The organism is Thalassotalea castellviae, from assembly GCF_031846185.1.
Classification (GTDB): domain Bacteria; phylum Pseudomonadota; class Gammaproteobacteria; order Enterobacterales; family Alteromonadaceae; genus Thalassotalea_H; species Thalassotalea_H castellviae.
Genome location: NZ_JAVRIF010000002.1, coordinates 89596 through 107077, shown reverse-complemented (window position 1 = coordinate 107077; position 17482 = coordinate 89596). Strand labels below are relative to the sequence as shown.

Sequence of the window (17482 nt, the reverse complement as noted above, 5' to 3'; positions counted from 1 at the left end):
AAGGAAAATAAAAGTGGTCGCAATGCAATGGCTTTTAGTGGTCATTTTTATCGGTACCTTTATTGGACTTTTAAAGTTTCAACGTAGACCTGAACGGGTATTTTCTGCAGCAATGTTAACCTGTTTAGCGACTTCTTTTGTCGATACGGATCATATCCTTAATAATGCCGTAAATTCCGGTTTAGTTACTCTAATTTTATTGGTATTAGCGTCTTTCTCGTTTGAAAGAACCAGCATTTTACGCCGCTTGTCGGCAACAATGATTAATGGCTCGCCATTTAAATCAACGGTTAGAACTTTAACTTATACCGCACTTTCTTCTGCTTTAATGAACAATACGGCTGTGGTGGCCGCATTAATTTCCACGGTTAAAAATAACCGATTAATTAACCCTGGAAAATTATTACTCCCTTTATCGTTTGCTGCCATATTAGGCGGAAGCTTAACTTTGGTGGGCACTTCAACAAACTTGATCGTCAATACCATGTTGATTGAACAAGGTCATGCTGGGATCCGTTTTTTTGATTTTACCCCGATTGGCATTGTTGCCTTATTGGTTTGTTTGTTACTGATCATTATACGACAACACAAATTGCCGAATATCAAAGAAGAACATGCTTCAAATCAAGATTACTTATTAGAGGCTAAAGTAAGCCCTGATTCAAAAATGCTCGGTTTGACTATCGAAGAAAATGGCTTAAGAAATTTAGACTCGCTATTTTTAGCAGAAATAATTCGTGATAACCGTTTAATTTCTCCCGTGTCACCTGATGAGTTGATCTTGAAAAATGATAAGTTAATTTTTTCAGGGGATATTTCAAAAATACTGATTTTACAGCAATTTGACGGGTTAACTTTATATGCTGAACAAAGTGGTTTACTCAGAGATAACTTAACCGAAGTACTGATTAAGCCTGATGCGACGATTGTTGGTAAAACATTAAAACAATCTGGCTTTCGAGCGCGATTTGATGCCGCCGTTGTGGCAATTAAACGAGAGGGGAGTTCCTTATCTGGCAAGCTCGGCGAAATGATAATTAAACCTGGCGATTTTCTTGTACTAGCTGTGGGGAATGACTTTAGCGCTCGAACTAACTTAACGAAAAACTTTTATATTTTGTCGGGGCATAAACCCGATAATATGCTCTCTGGTTGGCGTGATAACTTAACCTTGTTTGGCTTTATTGCCTGTATTTTAGTTTCCGTTTTATTAAACGTTACTTTGCTTAAATGTTTGATTTTTTATATTTCATTGCTGATTTTTACAGGTTGCTTAACGGTAAACGAAATAAAGCGCCGTTTTCCTTTAGAAATTTGGATGATTGTAGTGGGGGCGTTAACGCTTGCCAATGCACTTGAAACAAGCGGCGTTGCTGACTTAATCGCCGTTAATATTGAACATATTTTACATGGGAAAAGTGCTTATCTGACTTTAGTGGTGATATTTATTACGACGTTAGTCATTACTGAGCTGATCACCAACAGTGCCGCAGCAGCCTTGGTTTTTCCTATTGCCTATAATATAGCGTTGGGGTTGGGAGTCAGCCCATTGCCTTTTGTCATGGCGGTAGCATTTGCCGCAAGTGGTAGTTTTATTAGCCCGTTTGGCTACCAAACAAATGTCATGGTTTATAACGCAGGTAATTATACCTTAAAAGATTTTGTCTCTTTTGGCTTGCCGGTATCTTTGGCTTATAGCACAGTTGTATTAATGTTATTACCTTATGTTTTTCCTTTTTAGTAAAATTGAATCAATAGCTTAGTAGTTGGCTTGGCGAGAGCAAATGCTGCTTTAACAAATTTTAATAGTGAATAAAAAATGAATATGAAAACTGATAATACTGTTTGGCATGAGCAATTAGTGAATAAAGAACAGCGCGCTAATATAAAAGATCAGCGACCTTGTTTGCTTTGGTATACTGGCTTAAGCGGCTCAGGTAAATCAACTGTGGCAAATGCCGTAGATCGATTGCTTTTCGAACGTGGTTGTCATACTTATTTACTTGATGGTGACAATGTCCGTCATGGCTTAAATGGTGATTTAAGTTTTAGTGATGAAGACAGAGTGGAAAATATCCGCCGCATCAGTGAAGTGTCAAAGCTGTTTATTGATGCTGGCATGATAGTTTCTACTGCCTTTATTTCGCCGTTTGCCGCAGATAGAAAAATGGCTAAAGATTTATTAGCAGAAGGCGAGTTTATTGAAGTCTTTATCGATACGCCCATGACTATTTGTGAGCAACGTGATCCAAAGGGACTTTATAAAAAAGCACGAGCAGGTGAGATCAAAGACTTTACTGGCATTGACTCAACGTATGATGTGCCTAAGCAACCGACTATTCATGTGAAAACCGCTGAGCAAGATATCCGTCAATGCGCGGAACAAATTATCCGGTATTTACTTAATCATCACTATATAAAATAGTGTATGAATAACTTATTCGGTAGCTAAGCGAACAACAAGTTTTAAAGCTTAACAATTGCCGCAAGTTATCTCTAAACTTTTAAAAATGGAAGAGTGTTAATTTATGCATTTTGATGTATTTAATGGTGATGCCGATGGCATTATCGCGTTAGTACAATTACGATTAGCTGAGCCAAAACAAACTAAGCTGATCACCGGAGTTAAGCGCGATATTGCCTTGGTTGAGAAAGTGTCTATAGAACAAGCAATGTCTGCGACCATACTTGATATCTCGATGGAAAAAAATATTACCTCGTTAACTCAGCTATTAAATAATGAGGTTGATGTGTTTTATGTTGATCACCATAGAGCGGGTGATATTCCACAAACGGATAAGCTACGAGCTATCATTGATACTGACGCCAATACTTGCACGAGTTTATTGGTCAATACTCATCTTAATCATCAGTATGTCAACTGGGCGATTACGGCAGCCTATGGCGATAATATGCTTGCTTCTGCGGAAGCGCTTGCTGAGCAAGTTGGATTATCACAATTTGAAAAATCGCAATTAAAAGCTTTAGGTATTTATATTAATTACAATGGTTATGGGCGCAGTGTTAATGATTTACATGTTGCGCCTGATCAACTGTACTTAAAATTGCTACAGTATGAAAACCCATTGGCGTTAGTTGCTGAGCCTAATTCGGTGTTTCATCAGTTGGAAAATGCTTATAACCAAGATATGGAAAAAGCGATTAGTGCACAAATTCTCGCAGATAATAAACAATGTAAAGCCGTAGTCTTACCTGATGAAGCTTGGGCGCGACGAGTAAGTGGTGTATTTGGTAACGAGTTAGCTAATCAATCTCCAGATAAAGCGAATATTGTCTTTACGATAAACACTGACGGTAGTTATACCGTTAGTCTGCGAGCACCACTAAATAATAAACAAGGTGCAGGCGATATTTGTGCCGAATTTCCAACAGGGGGAGGAAGAGCTGCTGCTGCAGGAGTGAACAAATTACCTGCAGAAATGATTAACGCATTTATTAAAGCCGTGGCACAATATTACGCTTAAAATTAACTTAATATTATTCGCCATACATTATCGATTGTTACTAGATAATAATTTTTTGATAAGACAAAAAGATAAGGAACATTATGAGTTTATTGATCACCGGCGGTACTGGCTATATTGCTAGTCATACGGTCGTAGAGTTATTAAATTTAAACAAAGATATTGTCATTGTTGATAATTTATCTAATTCATCAACATTAGTCTTAGACCGTATCACGCAAATTACCGGTAAGACGGTAACTTTTATTGAAGCCGATATTTGTGATGAAGCTGCGTTAAATCGTATTTTTGAGCAGCATAGTATCGAAGCCGTTATTCATTTTGCTGGCTTAAAAGCGGTGGGTGAATCCAATGAAATTCCGCTTGCTTATTATCAAAACAATGTTGCTGGCTCAGTGACGTTATTTAGAGTGATGGCACAGCATAATGTTAAAAATTTAGTGTTTAGCTCTTCGGCAACGGTTTACGGTGAAAATAACCCCGCACCTCTTGTTGAAACTATGCCTACTTCAGCCACTAATCCGTATGGCCAAACCAAATTAATGGTTGAACACATATTACAAGACTTAGCTAAAAGTGATGATACTTGGTCTATTGCTTGTTTACGTTATTTCAATCCTATCGGCGCACACGAAACTGGCTTAATTGGTGAAAACCCAAATGGCATACCAAATAACTTGTTGCCTTATGTTGCACAAGTTGCTGTTGGTCGCTTGCCTCAGTTACAAGTATTTGGTGATGATTATGATACGGTAGATGGTACAGGAGTCAGAGATTATATTCATGTGGTCGATTTAGCCGTTGGTCATGTAAAAGCGCTGGAAAACTTGTCTAAAATATCAGGTTGCCAGCCAATAAATATTGGTACAGGCAATGGTACATCGGTGCTTGAGATTGTGAATGCGTTTAAGGAAATTAGTGGTCAAGATATTCCTTATGCGATCGTTCCTCGCCGTGCAGGCGATATCGCAACCGTATATGCTGATGCGAGCGTTGCTAATGAGTTACTTGGTTGGCAGGCAAGTCGAGATATAAATGCCATGATAACGGATACGTGGCGTTGGCAATCAGAAAATCCGAATGGTTTTGAATAACAATATTGAACATCATTTTAAAACCATTGAAAAAAAGAGCCGTACGGCTCTTTTTTTATGTATGCAGTTTTAATCAGTAAACGAACTGTTCAAGCTTGGTTATTTTATCAATACTCAGCGGTCTAGTCTTGAGTAAGCTGAGACTGTTCATCCGCCCAAGCTATCGCTTCGTTATAATCTTTAACAACCTTCTCTTTGCTTAACCCTAATTTTTCCATGACAGTGGCGGTTTTATCCCAATTGGCATGTTCAATGAGTTTAACTAAAGTGATCAGAGCGGCTAAAACCCCTTTCTTTGTGGTAAGTGCGTCTTTGATCTCTTGAGCGAGAGGCAGCTTCTCTAATATACTTTCTAAGCTTTCATCGAGTATAGCATCAATTAATGACAATAATCCTGTTAAAAACGCGATAGAAGTATCAACGGGGGCTTTAATATCTTGAGCAACCAATTCACAAAATTTTGCTCTGGTCATTGCTGCATTAATTAATTCACTCGGTTTGTCAGGATTAACATTCGTGGCAAACATTAACCCGAGAAAACGTTTTAATTCTCCTGAGCCTAAAATTACGAGCGCTTGTTTAATCGTTGAAATTTCACTTCTACGTTTAAAAATAGGAGAGTTTGCATAACGTAATAATTTATATGATAACGAAACATCGCGCTCAAATACTGAAGTGATACTGGTAAGATCTAATTCTGGTTTTGAGGTTTCATATAATAATTCAGCCATGGCAATTTGCGAAGGCGATAAAGATTTTGTTTTCACCATTTCAGGTTTAGCAAAGAAAAAACCTTGAAACAATTCAAAACCTAGCTCGATGGCTTGATTATATTCTTCATAGGTTTCAACTTTTTCTGCTAATAATTGGATATGAGGATGTTTGACAATCGCGGTTTTTATTTCTTTGATTTGTTCAATACTTGTGTCTTTCCAATCGACTTTAATGATTTTTATATAGGGATAAAAATGCCCCCATACCGGTTGGTGAATGTAATCATCTAAAGCGAGTGTATAACCTTTTTCTACCAAATCTTTACATAATGATAAAAGCTTTTTACCAGGTTTGACTGTTTCTAAAATTTCAACCACAACTTCATCGGTGGTTAACATTTCAGGGTAACCTTGTTCGATGGTTTCTAAAGTGAAATTTATAAATGCTGGCTTATTTCCAGTAAACTCGCTGATTCCTAAATTGAATTTACTCGCTTCAACCATTTTACTGGTGGCTTCATCACCATCAATATCTGGAAATACGTTATCTATACTATCGCGAAACAATAATTCATATGCAAAGAGGTTCTTTTCTTTGTCTAGAATAGGTTGTCTGGCTGCGTAGAAATACATAGAAGATCCTGTTTACCTTTTTATATTATGAATATATGAGAAATACATTGATATTTCATTCTTTTTTTACAGAAAGTAAGAATATTTTTCTTAAAAGCATGGTAATGCATTTTGAGATCCGCATAATAACACTCTATATATTTTCTGTGTGTAACAGTTTTGTTTCTAACAAATAATAAATATTTTCTTAAAACGATACACTTTTGGAGGCTCATTTGGCTACTGGTACTTTAGTTTCACTTGCTATCTATTTTATTGTGATGTTGGCAATAGGTTTATACGCGTATAGAAAATCAACGAGTGATGTTTCAGGTTATATGCTAGGAGGGCGTAGTTTGAGCCCTTCGGTGACTGCTTTGTCAGCGGGAGCGTCTGACATGAGTGGCTGGATGTTAATGGGCTTGCCTGGCGCAATGTACTTAACCGGGTTAAGCAGTATGTGGATAGCATTAGGATTGGTTATTGGTGCTTTTTTAAATTATCTGATCGTTGCGCCACGTTTAAGAACCTATACCGAAGTTGCGAATGATTCGATAACTTTACCCGATTATTTTGAAAATCGATTTGGTGATAAGTCACGTGCATTACGTTTAGTTTCATCTATTGTCATTATTGTCTTTTTCACTTTGTACACCTCATCAGGTGTTGTTGCGGGCGGTAAATTATTCGAAAGCTCGTTTGGTCTTGATTATGAATTAGGCTTGTACATAACCGCAGGAGTTGTGGTTGTTTATACATTATTTGGTGGTTTTTTAGCTGTTAGTTTAACGGATTTTGTTCAAGGCTGTATTATGTTTTTAGCTTTGATTTTAGTGCCAACGGTCGTTTTAAATGACATGGGGGGATTCTCACAAGTCACGACCAGTGTTGAAGCAATTAATCCTGAATTATTAAACTTATTTAGCGGTGTCGGAATTGTGGCGATATTGTCAGCGATGGCGTGGGGGCTTGGTTATTTTGGTCAACCGCATATTATTGTACGCTTTATGGCTATTCGGTCTGTAAAAGATATTCCAACCGCTCGCCGCATTGGCATGACTTGGATGATTGTCTCTATTTGTGGAGCTATGGCGACAGGTTTTATTGGTATTGCTTACATTGCTAAAACAGGTACACCATTAAACGATGCTGAAACAATTTTTGTGCTTTTATCACAATTACTTTTCAACCCACTTATTTCTGGCTTTTTATTAGCGGCTATTTTAGCGGCTATTATGAGTACCATTTCATCACAATTATTAGTCACTTCTAGTTCATTAACTGGCGACTTTTATCAAGCCTTTTTAAACAAAACCGCGAGTGAAAAACAATTAGTTTTTGTTGGACGCATTTCTGTATTAATGGTGGCTTTGGTTGCTATCTATTTGGCTTATGATAGAGACAGTTCTATTTTAAGTTTAGTCAGTAATGCTTGGGCGGGGTTCGGTGCGGCATTTGGTCCAATAGTGATCCTTAGTTTATATTGGAAACGAATGAATCGAAACGGTGCATTAGCAGGTATGGTCAGCGGTGCAGCTACGGTATTATTTTGGATTTATGCGCCAATTACCATAAATGGTCAGAGTTTAAGCGCCATTATTTATGAAATTGTACCTGGTTTTATTGTTTGTAGTTTAGCGGTGATTATTGTCAGTAAATTAACCTATAAACCGCAAAATGATATCGAAGAAAAATTTGATGAAATGTTAGCGTATCACCCGTAATTTTATTTGGGATAAATGTTAGCTATTTAATCAAAAAGCCGAACAATTGTTCGGCTTTTTATTTATGGTATAAAGTTTAAAAATCAAAGACTAAACTTTAAATATTCTTTTTAATAAAGGTTAATGATTCACGTAAAAAAGATATTCTTGATTTTTCATGAGAAATCCAATGATCTTCATTTTCAAATTCAACATATTTACTGCCTTTTATTTTAGCCTTTTTCAATGCTTTATACATTTTTTCAGACTGAAATGCTGGGACAATCGTATCTTTCTCTCCATGAAACATTAGGATTGGACGAGTGTTTTTATTGATTAAATGAAGCGGCGAATATTTTAGGAGGTCTGCTTTATTTTTTCTGCTCCCTATACTTTTCTCCCAATATGAGAATCCACTATATTGTTCTTTGGCATGATAGAACATGTCATCGAGATTGCTAATTCCGGCAAAGGAAACACTGCATTTGTATTTTTTATATCGTGCAGTTGCGCTGTATAAAGCTACGTAACCACCATAACTTGCGCCAACAACACAAATTTTATCTTTATCGACTAATCCGTCTTTAATAAGTTTATCAACGCCATCGTCAATGTCTTGTTGCATTTTTTTCCCCCATTCACCATAGCCTGATTCAGCATATGTTTTACCATAACCTGATGAGCCTCTATAGTTGGGTTGAAAAACGGCAAAACCTTCAGATGCAAAGAACTGTCTTAACCAATCGAAAGCTAATGAATCTCTAGTTTCCGGCCCTCCATGCGGAAGAACTATTAACGGAGGTTTAATTAAATTACTGATACTTGGTGTGGTAAAATAAGCTGGTATTACTAAACCATCTGTTGCTTCATATTGTATATTCCTGACTTTACCTAACGACAGTTTCTTTATATGAGGGTAACTATCCGCTATTTTTAATAAACTTCCCTTTGATTGATCATAATAGAAATATTCCAATGGGACTTCTTGACTAGAAACTTTGGCAATAAATTTTTCTTTATTTTTAGAATAAGATGAAATGACAACTTCTGAGTTTGGAAATGTTGCTTTTAAATCAGCATAAACTTGCTTTAATTTGATATCAAAATAATCAGATTCAGTAAATTGGTTGGTGAATTGAACGCCAATTAATTGAGAGTCATAAAGATCTTTGAGGACATTATTAACATCAAATTTACCATTGTTAGAAGCGTTTTTTATATCTGTAACAACATAATTATTAATATTTGCTTGAATCAGGTTTTGTATGTTTATATCAGGCTTTTTCGTGTAAAAAATAGATTGTTTATCATTACTAACGAATTGTATATTGCCTTCAAAAAGTTCACTTTTCCCATCTTTAAGAATTTTTAACGAAGTGAAATCATTATCTCCTGGAACTTTGAACATCTCATGGAATTTTTCTTCTTTTTTCGAATATTGAGAATAAGCCAATATTTCCCCATCAGAGTCAGTAACCCAATCACTCGATTTTCGAGCAATGTCGAGTTCTTCTTTCTCTCCGTTTGTCAGGTTCACTTTTAATAAATCGCCAAAATATGATACTAAAATATGCTCAGAATCATTGATTAATTTATTGATTATTCTTGGAGCACCAATCGCATTCCGGTATCTACCTTTATTAAATGGCCAAATCGCTTTACTGTTATTGACGTTTAAGAAGCCTATTCTATAGATGGTGAAGGTTTCATAATCACCTCTAGAATAATGTGGGAAAGTAGCTAAAAAGATAACTCTATCATTATTTCCCCATTCTATTTGCCTTACCTTAGCAGCACCAACACTAAATACTACAGGTTTGGTCTTAGTATTCATAAGATCTCTTACTACAATATAATATTCGCCTTTAATATTTTGAATAAGCGCTATTTTATTGCCATTTGGTGATAATTGAATATCTTTAACAAACGGAAGTTTTCCTAATATTTCAGCATTGTCCATTGCGGAAGCTGATATTGATAAAGATATCGTAATGATTAAAATACAATTGAATAAATATTTCATTAAAGTTATTACTGTATATTGATTAATAGAATTAATGAGAGAAAATTAAATTCATTATGATAAGTATGATTATCATCGTTAGAATATTTCAATCATCCATGATTTAGGTGTGAAGCTTCCGAGCGTTTAAACCTCGCAGAATATGCAAAATTTTTGACAGTGTTTAATTACCACAAACAATTTGAATAATCAGGCTTACCTTCACCTTTGATTGTCTCAAAATTTATTGAAAAAAACACTGCATTTTATAAAGAAATGATAAAACTACGAGCTATTGAAAGGTCTTTGAGATAGTTTAGAACGTTTTTTTAACCTTAAGTAAATGTTCTAAACTATCTCTTTAAAAATTAGAGTCATCAAACAAGCTATGTTGACCAACGAACATTTTTATTGATTCTTTGTTGCCATTGTTGGAGTGGTTCTTGAAGATCACCCACCACAATAATTTGACTGGTTTTAAAGTCATTGACCAAACCAGATAACTCACCATTTGTAAATTCTTTCGAATAAGCGAGATGATCATTAGCAGGTACTACATAAATATTAACCGGTGATTTTTGTCCTTTAAGTACTAGATGTAGACTTCTCATGCCATCAAAACGACAATACTCCGCCATCATTAATTCACCTAAATTAGCCGTAAATTGACCATTAAAACTTGCCATTTTTTTATTTAATGCTGCTAGAGTTACTGTCGCTTCACCATTGTTATTAAAGTGACTTGCTTCGTGATTGGTATGAGCAATGGCATAATCACCTACAGAACTGTAGGCATGTGAAAATTGTAATTGGTTGATTGTTAATCCAATTGCAAAAGCGACAGACGCCGCAATGGCCAATTTTATTCGTGTTGATTTCTTCTGTTGCTGATGGCTCGCCAAAGATTGACGTAAAATAAGTTTCTCACTTAACTCTTCAGGCACAGGCACATTTAGTGCATCAAATATTTTTTGATCTAATTGCTCAATCTCACGCGCAAACTTTTGTTTGGCAGGATCTAAATTTTTTGCAGAAATAACATCTGGATCAGTTGTTTTGGGATCTGCATAAATATTGCGTCGAAATAGCAAATCATCCATTGTATTGACCTCTTAACTTGGGTTCTTCGTCTAAAGCCTCTTTTAATTGATTGCGGGCTCGAAAGAGTCGAGTCATTACGGTGTTTTTATTTAGTGATAACATTGCTGCTATTTCTTCACCACTAAAGCCACCAATAACTTGCAATACTAAAGGCTCTCGGTATTCTTCAGGCATTTTGGCTATTTTTTCTCGCAGCCAATGGTTTTCAATTTCTTGCTCTGAACTTGTTGAACGCGTGTCTGTGATCGCTGCTTCTTCATATTCGCTCATCTCAAAACGTTTACGTTCAAAACGACGTGCATTTTCACGACGTAAAATTGTGATCAACCATGACTTAGCTGCTTTTTCATCTTTTAAAGAATCTAAAGCCCGCCATGCCCTTAAAAATGTTTCTTGCACTAAGTCTTCAGCCACTTGTTTTTCGTGACATAGCCAATAAGCATAACGGTATAAATCGCTATGTAAGGCTTTTACTAATGCTTCGTATCTAACTTGTTTTGTCGCCATATTTGAAGAGACCCGACCTTGCGATTTTTAATTTCCAAATTTATTTTTAATTTAGTTTTTTTAGACGTTGCTCTATAGGAGTTAAGAGTAGTAGATTTTTCAAGGAGCATCTTTCATTGTAAAAAATAGCGGTAATAAGCTAGCAAGTTTGATTACTCGCTAGCTTAGTTTATAGAGGCTGTTATGGATTGATTGCAAAGGTTTGAGACGGAGAAATTTCCGGTTGTTTGTTAACCGCTGTTACTGCTTTTATTAAATTATCACCATGCCAACGCTGCGTGCTTTTACTGTAAAAACATTGTTGTAAATCATTAATTGCACTTATTAACGTGTCATGTTGAGTGTGATGAATGATATCAGCTATGGTCGATATTTTTTTATCGACCATAGTATTATACCAAGGCACTAATAATGCTAACGCTTGTTCGCCATTATGCTGTTTGCATGCGGCTAAAAGTGCTAAGTATTGGTCGTTCACAGAAGACTTTTTGGCGTTTGAAGGTGTTGATTTATTTTGTCTAATATAAGTGATAAACCACGCAAGAGAGGTTAATAACCACAAGGCTAAAAATAACCACTGTAACCAAGATGATTGATACACGGTCACGGTTTTAGAGGCGGTATTTGATGGTTCTGTTAAACTTGGTAGCTCCGAGGATAATGAAATAGGAGCTTGTGCGATTTGCTCCGGATTACTTTCTACCGTTATCGTTTGCGCTGGGATTACTGCTTGTTGATATTGATTAGTCACTGTATTCCACCAAGGAATAATGATTTCAGGCAATTGATAAACGCCTGCTTTATTAGCAACAATGGCGAAATTTTTCACTTTTTGACTAACTAACCTTTCATTATTTAATCCGGTATGTAATTCAGCTTGGTCGGGATATACTTTTAATCCTTCAGGCATCGCCATTTCTATGTCAGGTAATTGCTCTTCGGAAAGCCCTGCTGCTGTTAATGTGATAATGCGCGTAATGGGCTCACCAACAATAAAGCTATCAGGGGATGGTTGCCACTCTTGATGAATTGATAATAATTCGCTTGGCAACCAAGCACCTTGATAATCCGCAGGAATAGGGCGGATAGTTAACGGTATTTCTTCGCCTATTACACTGACAGGTTTTGTTTCAGCAAAACTTAAAAAGCCATTTCGTCGGGTAGATGGCTGCATAATTTCACCAGAGAATATCGGTGATTTTAAAGTAAATTCTCCACTTTGCTGTGGACTAATGGCATAAGTACGCTCTATTACACGATAACGACGCCCATTGATAATGGTATCAGCTTCTTTGTCTTTGCCAATTTGTGTGATGTTCGCGCCTGTTAAAGAAGGCTCGGTTAAACTACCTCGTTTTAATTCCGCAGCGAAGTGTAATTTAACCGTTAGAGTTAATTGCTGTTGAACGTAAACTTCTTTCGCTGAAATATCCGTGGTGATAAATAGATCTTGTTGTTTGCTCGCTTGTGGATCACTTGCGGCAAGTACACTTAAGGTAATTGGCTCAGTTACCGCTGAATCTACTGATAGCGCAGGAATGATTTTTGTGCCGGCTTCTCGGGCAATTAATACCGTTGACCATTTTGTAGTACGGCTGGTTTTAAAGTTAATCATACTCGTTTGCGTACTAACGGAAGTTCTTCCGACGATAAAATCTTGCATTAAAGGTGAGGTGTCTAATGCATTGGTATTAATGTCGTCATCAGCGGTTACGGTTAAGACAAATGATTCAGAGACAACCACAGGGTTTTTATCAACGGTTGCGGTTACGTTAACAAATGCAAACCCTGTTTTTGTTAGCAATAAAGCGTATAAGCCGATTAATGTTACGATTATTCTTACCACTTTTTCTTAACTCCTACACTACTTCTATCTTGACGACGCTTTTGATATTCCAATTGCATCTTATTGCGTAATAATAAATAAGGATCATCAGTCACTTTATTCAATAATTGCTTGTGTTTTTGCTCGGTTTCTTTCTCTTGTTGTGCTTTTATTGCTTGAGCTTCCTGCTGCTGCGCATTTTGCTCAGCCGATTCGTCTTTTTGCTGATCAGATTGTTGCTCTTGTGCTTCTTGCTCTTTTTGTTCTTGGTTTTGTTGTTCGTTTTGTTCCTGCTCAGCCTGTTGGTCTTGTTCAGATTGCTGATTTTGTTCAGGGTTTTCGTCTGAATTTTGTTGTTGATCTTGATCAGTGGACTGTTGCTCGTTCTGCTCTTGCTGATCTTGTTGTTGCTCACCCTTTTGATCTTGCTGCTGATCCTGATTTTCTTGATCGCTGTTTTCTTGTTTGTTTTGCTGTTCTTGGTCTTGTTGCTGCTGCTGTTGATCTTGCTGTTGCTTTAATTTTTCAATTAAGGCTTTATTCGCTTTTGCATCTTGGTAATCTGGGTTTAACTTTAACGCTTTGTCGTAGGCGGCTATGGCTTCATCAAGTTTATTTAATTTTGCAAGTGCATTACCTTGATTATAAAGTGAATCGGCATCATGACCTTTTTGAAATGACGCTAATGCTTGTTCATAATTGCCGGCGTTGTAATGAGCACTTCCTTGCCATTGAGGGTCTTCAAACTGCTGGGCTGCTTGCTCAAATTCTTTATTATTAAAATGAACTTGGCCTTGTTGGTTTTTGGTTTTCCACAAGTCTGTCCAAAAGTCTGCATGTACTGGTTTTGTTGGTGTTAAGAGGAAAAGGCAAGGAATAATTGCTAATAAATTACCTCGACGAAAATACCCCAACACTAACGGCAACACCAGTAATAATAAGTAAGGACCGAATTCTTGCCATTGATCACCCGTTTGCGCACTTTCCGATTTTTTATCTTCGTCTTGTGCAATAGGTTGGCTGACTAGATGCTTAATATCGTTAGGGCTATTGGTAATACGCGCATAGTTTCCTTGGCCGCTACTTGCTGCACCTTGTAATGCTTTGTCTGTTAATTTAGGGATAACAATTGAGCCACGGTCATCTTTCATTAATTCGCCATTGCTTAATTTTATTGGTGCGCCTTCTGAGGTGCCAATACCTAATATGTTCAGTCTATAGGGATGGTTACGACTCCATTGAGTAATGTCTTGCAAATCTTCGCTATCAATACCGTCAGTAAACCAATAAATATCACCTTCTAAATGGCCAGCATTTTTAAGCATATCATTGGCTAAAGCGAGTGCTGAATATGGGTTACTGCCTAATGCGGGCATAAGATCTGGACTTAATGACGGTAATAATAATTTGATGTTATTAATGTCTTCGGTAAGAGGGCTTATCGTAAAAGCATCTCCGGCATACGCAATTAAACCAATTTCACCTTCATTAAGCTGGTCGAGTAAATCAATGGCCTTGTAGCGAGCACGAGTTAAGCGGTTTGGTGATAAATCAGTCGCATACATCGAATACGACATATCCATGATTATTACTGAACCTCGGGCTAATTGATAAACAGGTTGTGGCAACTTTTTCCAAGTTGGCCCCGCAAGTGCGATTATCGTCAGTAACCCAATGATAAAAGGCAAGATTAAAGAAATAGATTGTGTTTTAGTAGCACCATCCACTAATACTTTCGATAAATGAGTAGGTAAAAGTTGATGCCAACCTGATTGATTGAGGCGATATTTTTTCAACAAATATAACGCGAAAATCAATGCAACAATGGCGACTAACCATAAAGGTCTAATAAAATGAAAATCAGCCATGATCACCACCTACTACTGAAGCTGAATTATGCTTACGTTTGCGAGAAAATAATGTCTTAGGCGCGTTGAGTAATAAAATATAAAAGAAAGTTAATGCAAGCGCCAAAGATAACGGATAGTAAAACAACGCAGTTAATGGTCGCATTTGCTGTTGTTCTTGCTCAACAGGCTCAAGTTGGTCGAGTAAGTTGTATATTTCACTCATATCGTCACTGCTTCTTGCGCGAAAATATTTTCCACCGGTTTGTTCAGCAAGTTGTGTGAGGGTATCTTCATCTAATTCACTGGAAGGATTAACACGTCTTTTACCAAATAACGAACGTTGGATCATCACATCAGCCCCGATACCGACTGAATAAATCGTGACTTTTTTGGCGACAGCTAATTCAAGCGCTTGATCAGGGGTAATTTTACCTGCGGTATTTTGACCATCAGTTAACAACAATAACACCCGATTTGATTCTTGCTTTTCATCAAAACGTTTTACCGCTAAGGCAATAGCGTCGCCAATCGCGGTTTGTTTACCTACAAGTCCTAAAACGGTTTCATCAAGCATTTGTTGTACGGTTTTTCTATCGAAAGTCATCGGCGTTTGCATATATGCATCATCACCAAATAAAATCAGTCCTAATCTATCACCAACGCGGCGGTCAATAAATTCACCAAGTAATACTTTTAGCATTTCAAGGCGGTTTACAGAGTTACCATTAAGGCTCATATCTTCTACTTGCATACTGCCGGATAAATCTACGGCAACCATCATTTCTCGACCTTGGGTAGGAATATTAATTGCTTCACCTAACCATTGTGGCTGACTTGCTGAAACCACAAGTAACAGCCAAACACTGATCAATAACGATAAGGGTGTTTTTTTACGAGCATTCCCGTGCTCACTACTGCTCATGCCTTGGATGATCGTTGGCATTTTTAAAGGAGCGGCTTCGGTATTTTTTTTCGCGGGTAACCAATAAACAATAAAGGGCAACGGCAAGGCGAGAAAAATCCAAGGAAGTGCAAATTCAATCATTAGTTTGCACCTGCTATTTTTGATGCTGGCATTGACGCGCTCTTGAGGTTTGACTTTTGATTGGATTGCTTAGCCGGTAGAGCGTGTTTTAGCCATAACATGACGGCTTCAGTTAACTCATTATGATTGTCGAGTAATTCATCTCGTTGATATCTTTTTTCAAGGGCAGGTTGAAAGCGCTCGATAAAGATTGGCTGTTGTTTGACCGGTAAACAAGACACCAGAAATGCTTGCAAGCCTTCGCCGGTTAAACTGGCAATTTGTTGGCGCTCAAAGTATTGCATTGCTGCCCATTTTAATAATGAAATCAATTGTTCAGCATCGAGCTTGTTTTCTTGAATCATTTGCATTGCTTGTTTTTTTGCTTGACAATGTTGACGATGCTTACGGTATTTTATTAACCCCCAAGCCGTTAACATTAATATGCTAACCAGTAAAATCCACCAGCCATAAGCTAGCGGATATTGAGCGATTTGCTCAGGTAAATGTATTGTTTTTAAATCTGCTAACGGATCCATGAAGCAACTCCGTTTTTTAATTGTTCTTCTAATGATTGACTGGCGCAAAAGTGCAGTAATCTAGCACCGGTTTTCGTTAATAATTGTTCTTTTTCGTTAAGCATGGCTTGCGCTTGTTGATGATAACGTTGGGCTATTTTTTCATCACCTAACGTTAATTGTTGCTTTTGCTGACCATCGGTAATGCTAACGTTGAGTTTGACATCACTGCTCGGTAACTGATGCTCTAGTGGATCTGAAATTAAACAAACCACTAATTCACAATGTTTGGTGATATTACTTAAATGTCGAATCGCCTCTTGGTTAATGAAATGCCCATCTGTGATCAAATACACTAAACTACCAGGGCGAGCTACTTGTCTAATACGTAGGCAATTTTGTTCAAAAGCGCGTTGTTTATTTGTCTTATCTTCAGACGACTGGCTACTGGTTAATTCGTTATTTTGTAGGTGAGAGATCGTTTGTTCATGACAAGTCATCAAGGTATGAATGTAATGCAATACACCTTGTTGTCGGCTACGAGGTTTTAATTCGCTGTGCTGAAACTCATTAAATACGATGCCGCCAACGCGATCACCTCTAATTTTTGCATGCCAAGCGACTAGTGCTGCTAAATGAGCAGCTTGCACTGATTTAAATAATAATTGGCTACCAAATAGCATGTTACTGCTTAAATCAGTGGCAATAATAACGGGTCTTTCTACTTCTTCCCTAAAAAGTTTCGTGTGTGTGGTCCCTGTTCTGGCCGTAACTCGCCAATCGATTGCTCGAATATCATCACCATTTTGGTAATGTCGAACCTCATCAAACTCCATTCCTCGACCTTTGCTGCGGGCTAAGTAATTACCACTCATTTGGCTTTGAATGTTTTTTACCGCCGTCAAATTGATCAATGACGCTTTGTTTTGATATTGGATCAATTCATCGATAGATAAAGCAATACCAGATGACAACAAATGGGCAAGTTTATCCTCAACACTTGTTGATGATGGTTGCTGTGTTTGTTTTAACCACATGTCTTAAATAA

General features: G+C 37.2%; 14 protein-coding genes. 5 read left to right on the top strand and 9 right to left on the bottom strand.

All coding sequences use genetic code 11. The annotated features are described in order from the left end of the window. Positions 1-22 precede the first annotated feature (22 nt). The 4 genes from RM573_RS04175 to galE all read left to right on the top strand — a co-directional run bounded on the left by RM573_RS04175 (position 23) and on the right by galE (position 4579). Entirely contained in the window at positions 23-1741 is a 1719-nt protein-coding gene (locus tag RM573_RS04175) for an SLC13 family permease (protein ID WP_311577746.1), read from the top strand. 78 nt (positions 1742-1819) lie between these two features. Then, entirely contained in the window at positions 1820-2425 is a 606-nt protein-coding gene (gene cysC, locus RM573_RS04170) for an adenylyl-sulfate kinase (protein ID WP_311577744.1), read from the top strand. Positions 2426-2528: 103 nt separating this feature from the next. Beyond that, positions 2529-3485 carry a DHHA1 domain-containing protein gene (locus RM573_RS04165; RefSeq protein WP_311577741.1) on the top strand — a complete coding sequence of 319 codons (957 nt, stop codon included), beginning with the start codon at positions 2529-2531 and terminating at the stop codon, positions 3483-3485. 83 nt (positions 3486-3568) lie between these two features. Next, entirely contained in the window at positions 3569-4579 is a 1011-nt protein-coding gene (gene galE / locus RM573_RS04160) for a UDP-glucose 4-epimerase GalE (RefSeq protein ID WP_311577739.1), read from the top strand. Positions 4580-4701: 122 nt separating this feature from the next. Here galE and RM573_RS04155 read toward each other — a convergent pair whose 3' ends face one another. Beyond that, positions 4702-5925 carry an EAL and HDOD domain-containing protein gene (locus RM573_RS04155; RefSeq protein WP_311577737.1) on the bottom strand — a complete coding sequence of 408 codons (1224 nt, stop codon included), beginning with the start codon at positions 5923-5925 and terminating at the stop codon, positions 4702-4704. 215 nt (positions 5926-6140) lie between these two features. Here RM573_RS04155 and putP point away from each other — a divergent pair, with 215 nt between their 5' ends. Then, a complete protein-coding gene (gene putP, locus RM573_RS04150) occupies positions 6141-7628 on the top strand; it encodes a sodium/proline symporter PutP (protein WP_311577735.1) in 1488 nt (495 codons plus the stop codon). A gap of 97 nt (positions 7629-7725) precedes the next feature. Here the strand turns inward: putP and RM573_RS04145 are convergent, their stop codons facing one another. The 8 genes from RM573_RS04145 to RM573_RS04110 all read right to left on the bottom strand — a co-directional run bounded on the left by RM573_RS04145 (position 7726) and on the right by RM573_RS04110 (position 17471). Beyond that, on the bottom strand, positions 7726-9567 hold the full coding sequence (locus tag RM573_RS04145) for an alpha/beta hydrolase family protein (RefSeq protein ID WP_311577733.1): 1842 nt from the start codon (positions 9565-9567) through the stop codon (positions 7726-7728). A gap of 428 nt (positions 9568-9995) precedes the next feature. Then, positions 9996-10709, bottom strand: a complete 714-nt coding sequence (locus RM573_RS04140; protein WP_311577731.1) for a DUF3379 family protein — start codon at positions 10707-10709, stop codon at positions 9996-9998. Continuing rightward, the gene (locus tag RM573_RS04135) at positions 10702-11217 is read right to left on the bottom strand and encodes a sigma-70 family RNA polymerase sigma factor (RefSeq protein WP_311577729.1); all 516 of its coding nucleotides are present in this window, start codon (positions 11215-11217) and stop codon (positions 10702-10704) included. The genes RM573_RS04140 and RM573_RS04135 overlap by 8 nt, the downstream gene beginning before the upstream one ends. Before the next feature lie 181 nt (positions 11218-11398). Next, positions 11399-13063 (bottom strand): BatD family protein, encoded by a 1665-nt coding sequence (locus RM573_RS04130; RefSeq protein ID WP_311577727.1) that lies wholly within the window; start codon positions 13061-13063, stop codon positions 11399-11401. Beyond that, positions 13057-14910, bottom strand: a complete 1854-nt coding sequence (locus RM573_RS04125; RefSeq protein ID WP_311577724.1) for a vWA domain-containing protein — start codon at positions 14908-14910, stop codon at positions 13057-13059. Before RM573_RS04125 ends, RM573_RS04130 begins: the two co-directional genes overlap by 7 nt. Next, the gene (locus RM573_RS04120; protein ID WP_311577721.1) at positions 14903-15937 is read right to left on the bottom strand and encodes a vWA domain-containing protein; all 1035 of its coding nucleotides are present in this window, start codon (positions 15935-15937) and stop codon (positions 14903-14905) included. Before RM573_RS04120 ends, RM573_RS04125 begins: the two co-directional genes overlap by 8 nt. Beyond that, entirely contained in the window at positions 15937-16455 is a 519-nt protein-coding gene (locus RM573_RS04115; protein WP_311577717.1) for a DUF4381 domain-containing protein, read from the bottom strand. Before RM573_RS04115 ends, RM573_RS04120 begins: the two co-directional genes overlap by 1 nt. Continuing rightward, positions 16443-17471, bottom strand: coding sequence for a DUF58 domain-containing protein (locus tag RM573_RS04110; RefSeq protein ID WP_311577714.1), 1029 nt, complete (start codon positions 17469-17471; stop codon positions 16443-16445). The genes RM573_RS04115 and RM573_RS04110 overlap by 13 nt, the downstream gene beginning before the upstream one ends. Positions 17472-17482: the final 11 nt, after the last annotated feature.

What these genes read in the sequence shown, in the direction of transcription:
- RM573_RS04175 (WP_311577746.1), top strand. Translation starts at nt 23, where the DNA reads ATGCAATGGCTTTTAGTGGTCATTTTTATCGGTACCTTTATTGGACTT.
- galE (WP_311577739.1), top strand. Translation starts at nt 3,569, where the DNA reads ATGAGTTTATTGATCACCGGCGGTACTGGCTATATTGCTAGTCATACG.
- RM573_RS04145 (WP_311577733.1), bottom strand. Translation starts at nt 9,567, where the DNA reads ATGGACAATGCTGAAATATTAGGAAAACTTCCGTTTGTTAAAGATATT.
- RM573_RS04125 (WP_311577724.1), bottom strand. Translation starts at nt 14,910, where the DNA reads ATGGCTGATTTTCATTTTATTAGACCTTTATGGTTAGTCGCCATTGTT.
- RM573_RS04110 (WP_311577714.1), bottom strand. Translation starts at nt 17,471, where the DNA reads ATGTGGTTAAAACAAACACAGCAACCATCATCAACAAGTGTTGAGGAT.
- RM573_RS04120 (WP_311577721.1), bottom strand. Translation starts at nt 15,937, where the DNA reads ATGATTGAATTTGCACTTCCTTGGATTTTTCTCGCCTTGCCGTTGCCC.
- RM573_RS04135 (WP_311577729.1), bottom strand. Translation starts at nt 11,217, where the DNA reads ATGGCGACAAAACAAGTTAGATACGAAGCATTAGTAAAAGCCTTACAT.
- cysC (WP_311577744.1), top strand. Translation starts at nt 1,820, where the DNA reads ATGAATATGAAAACTGATAATACTGTTTGGCATGAGCAATTAGTGAAT.
- RM573_RS04140 (WP_311577731.1), bottom strand. Translation starts at nt 10,709, where the DNA reads ATGGATGATTTGCTATTTCGACGCAATATTTATGCAGATCCCAAAACA.
- RM573_RS04155 (WP_311577737.1), bottom strand. Translation starts at nt 5,925, where the DNA reads ATGTATTTCTACGCAGCCAGACAACCTATTCTAGACAAAGAAAAGAAC.
- RM573_RS04165 (WP_311577741.1), top strand. Translation starts at nt 2,529, where the DNA reads ATGCATTTTGATGTATTTAATGGTGATGCCGATGGCATTATCGCGTTA.
- RM573_RS04115 (WP_311577717.1), bottom strand. Translation starts at nt 16,455, where the DNA reads ATGGATCCGTTAGCAGATTTAAAAACAATACATTTACCTGAGCAAATC.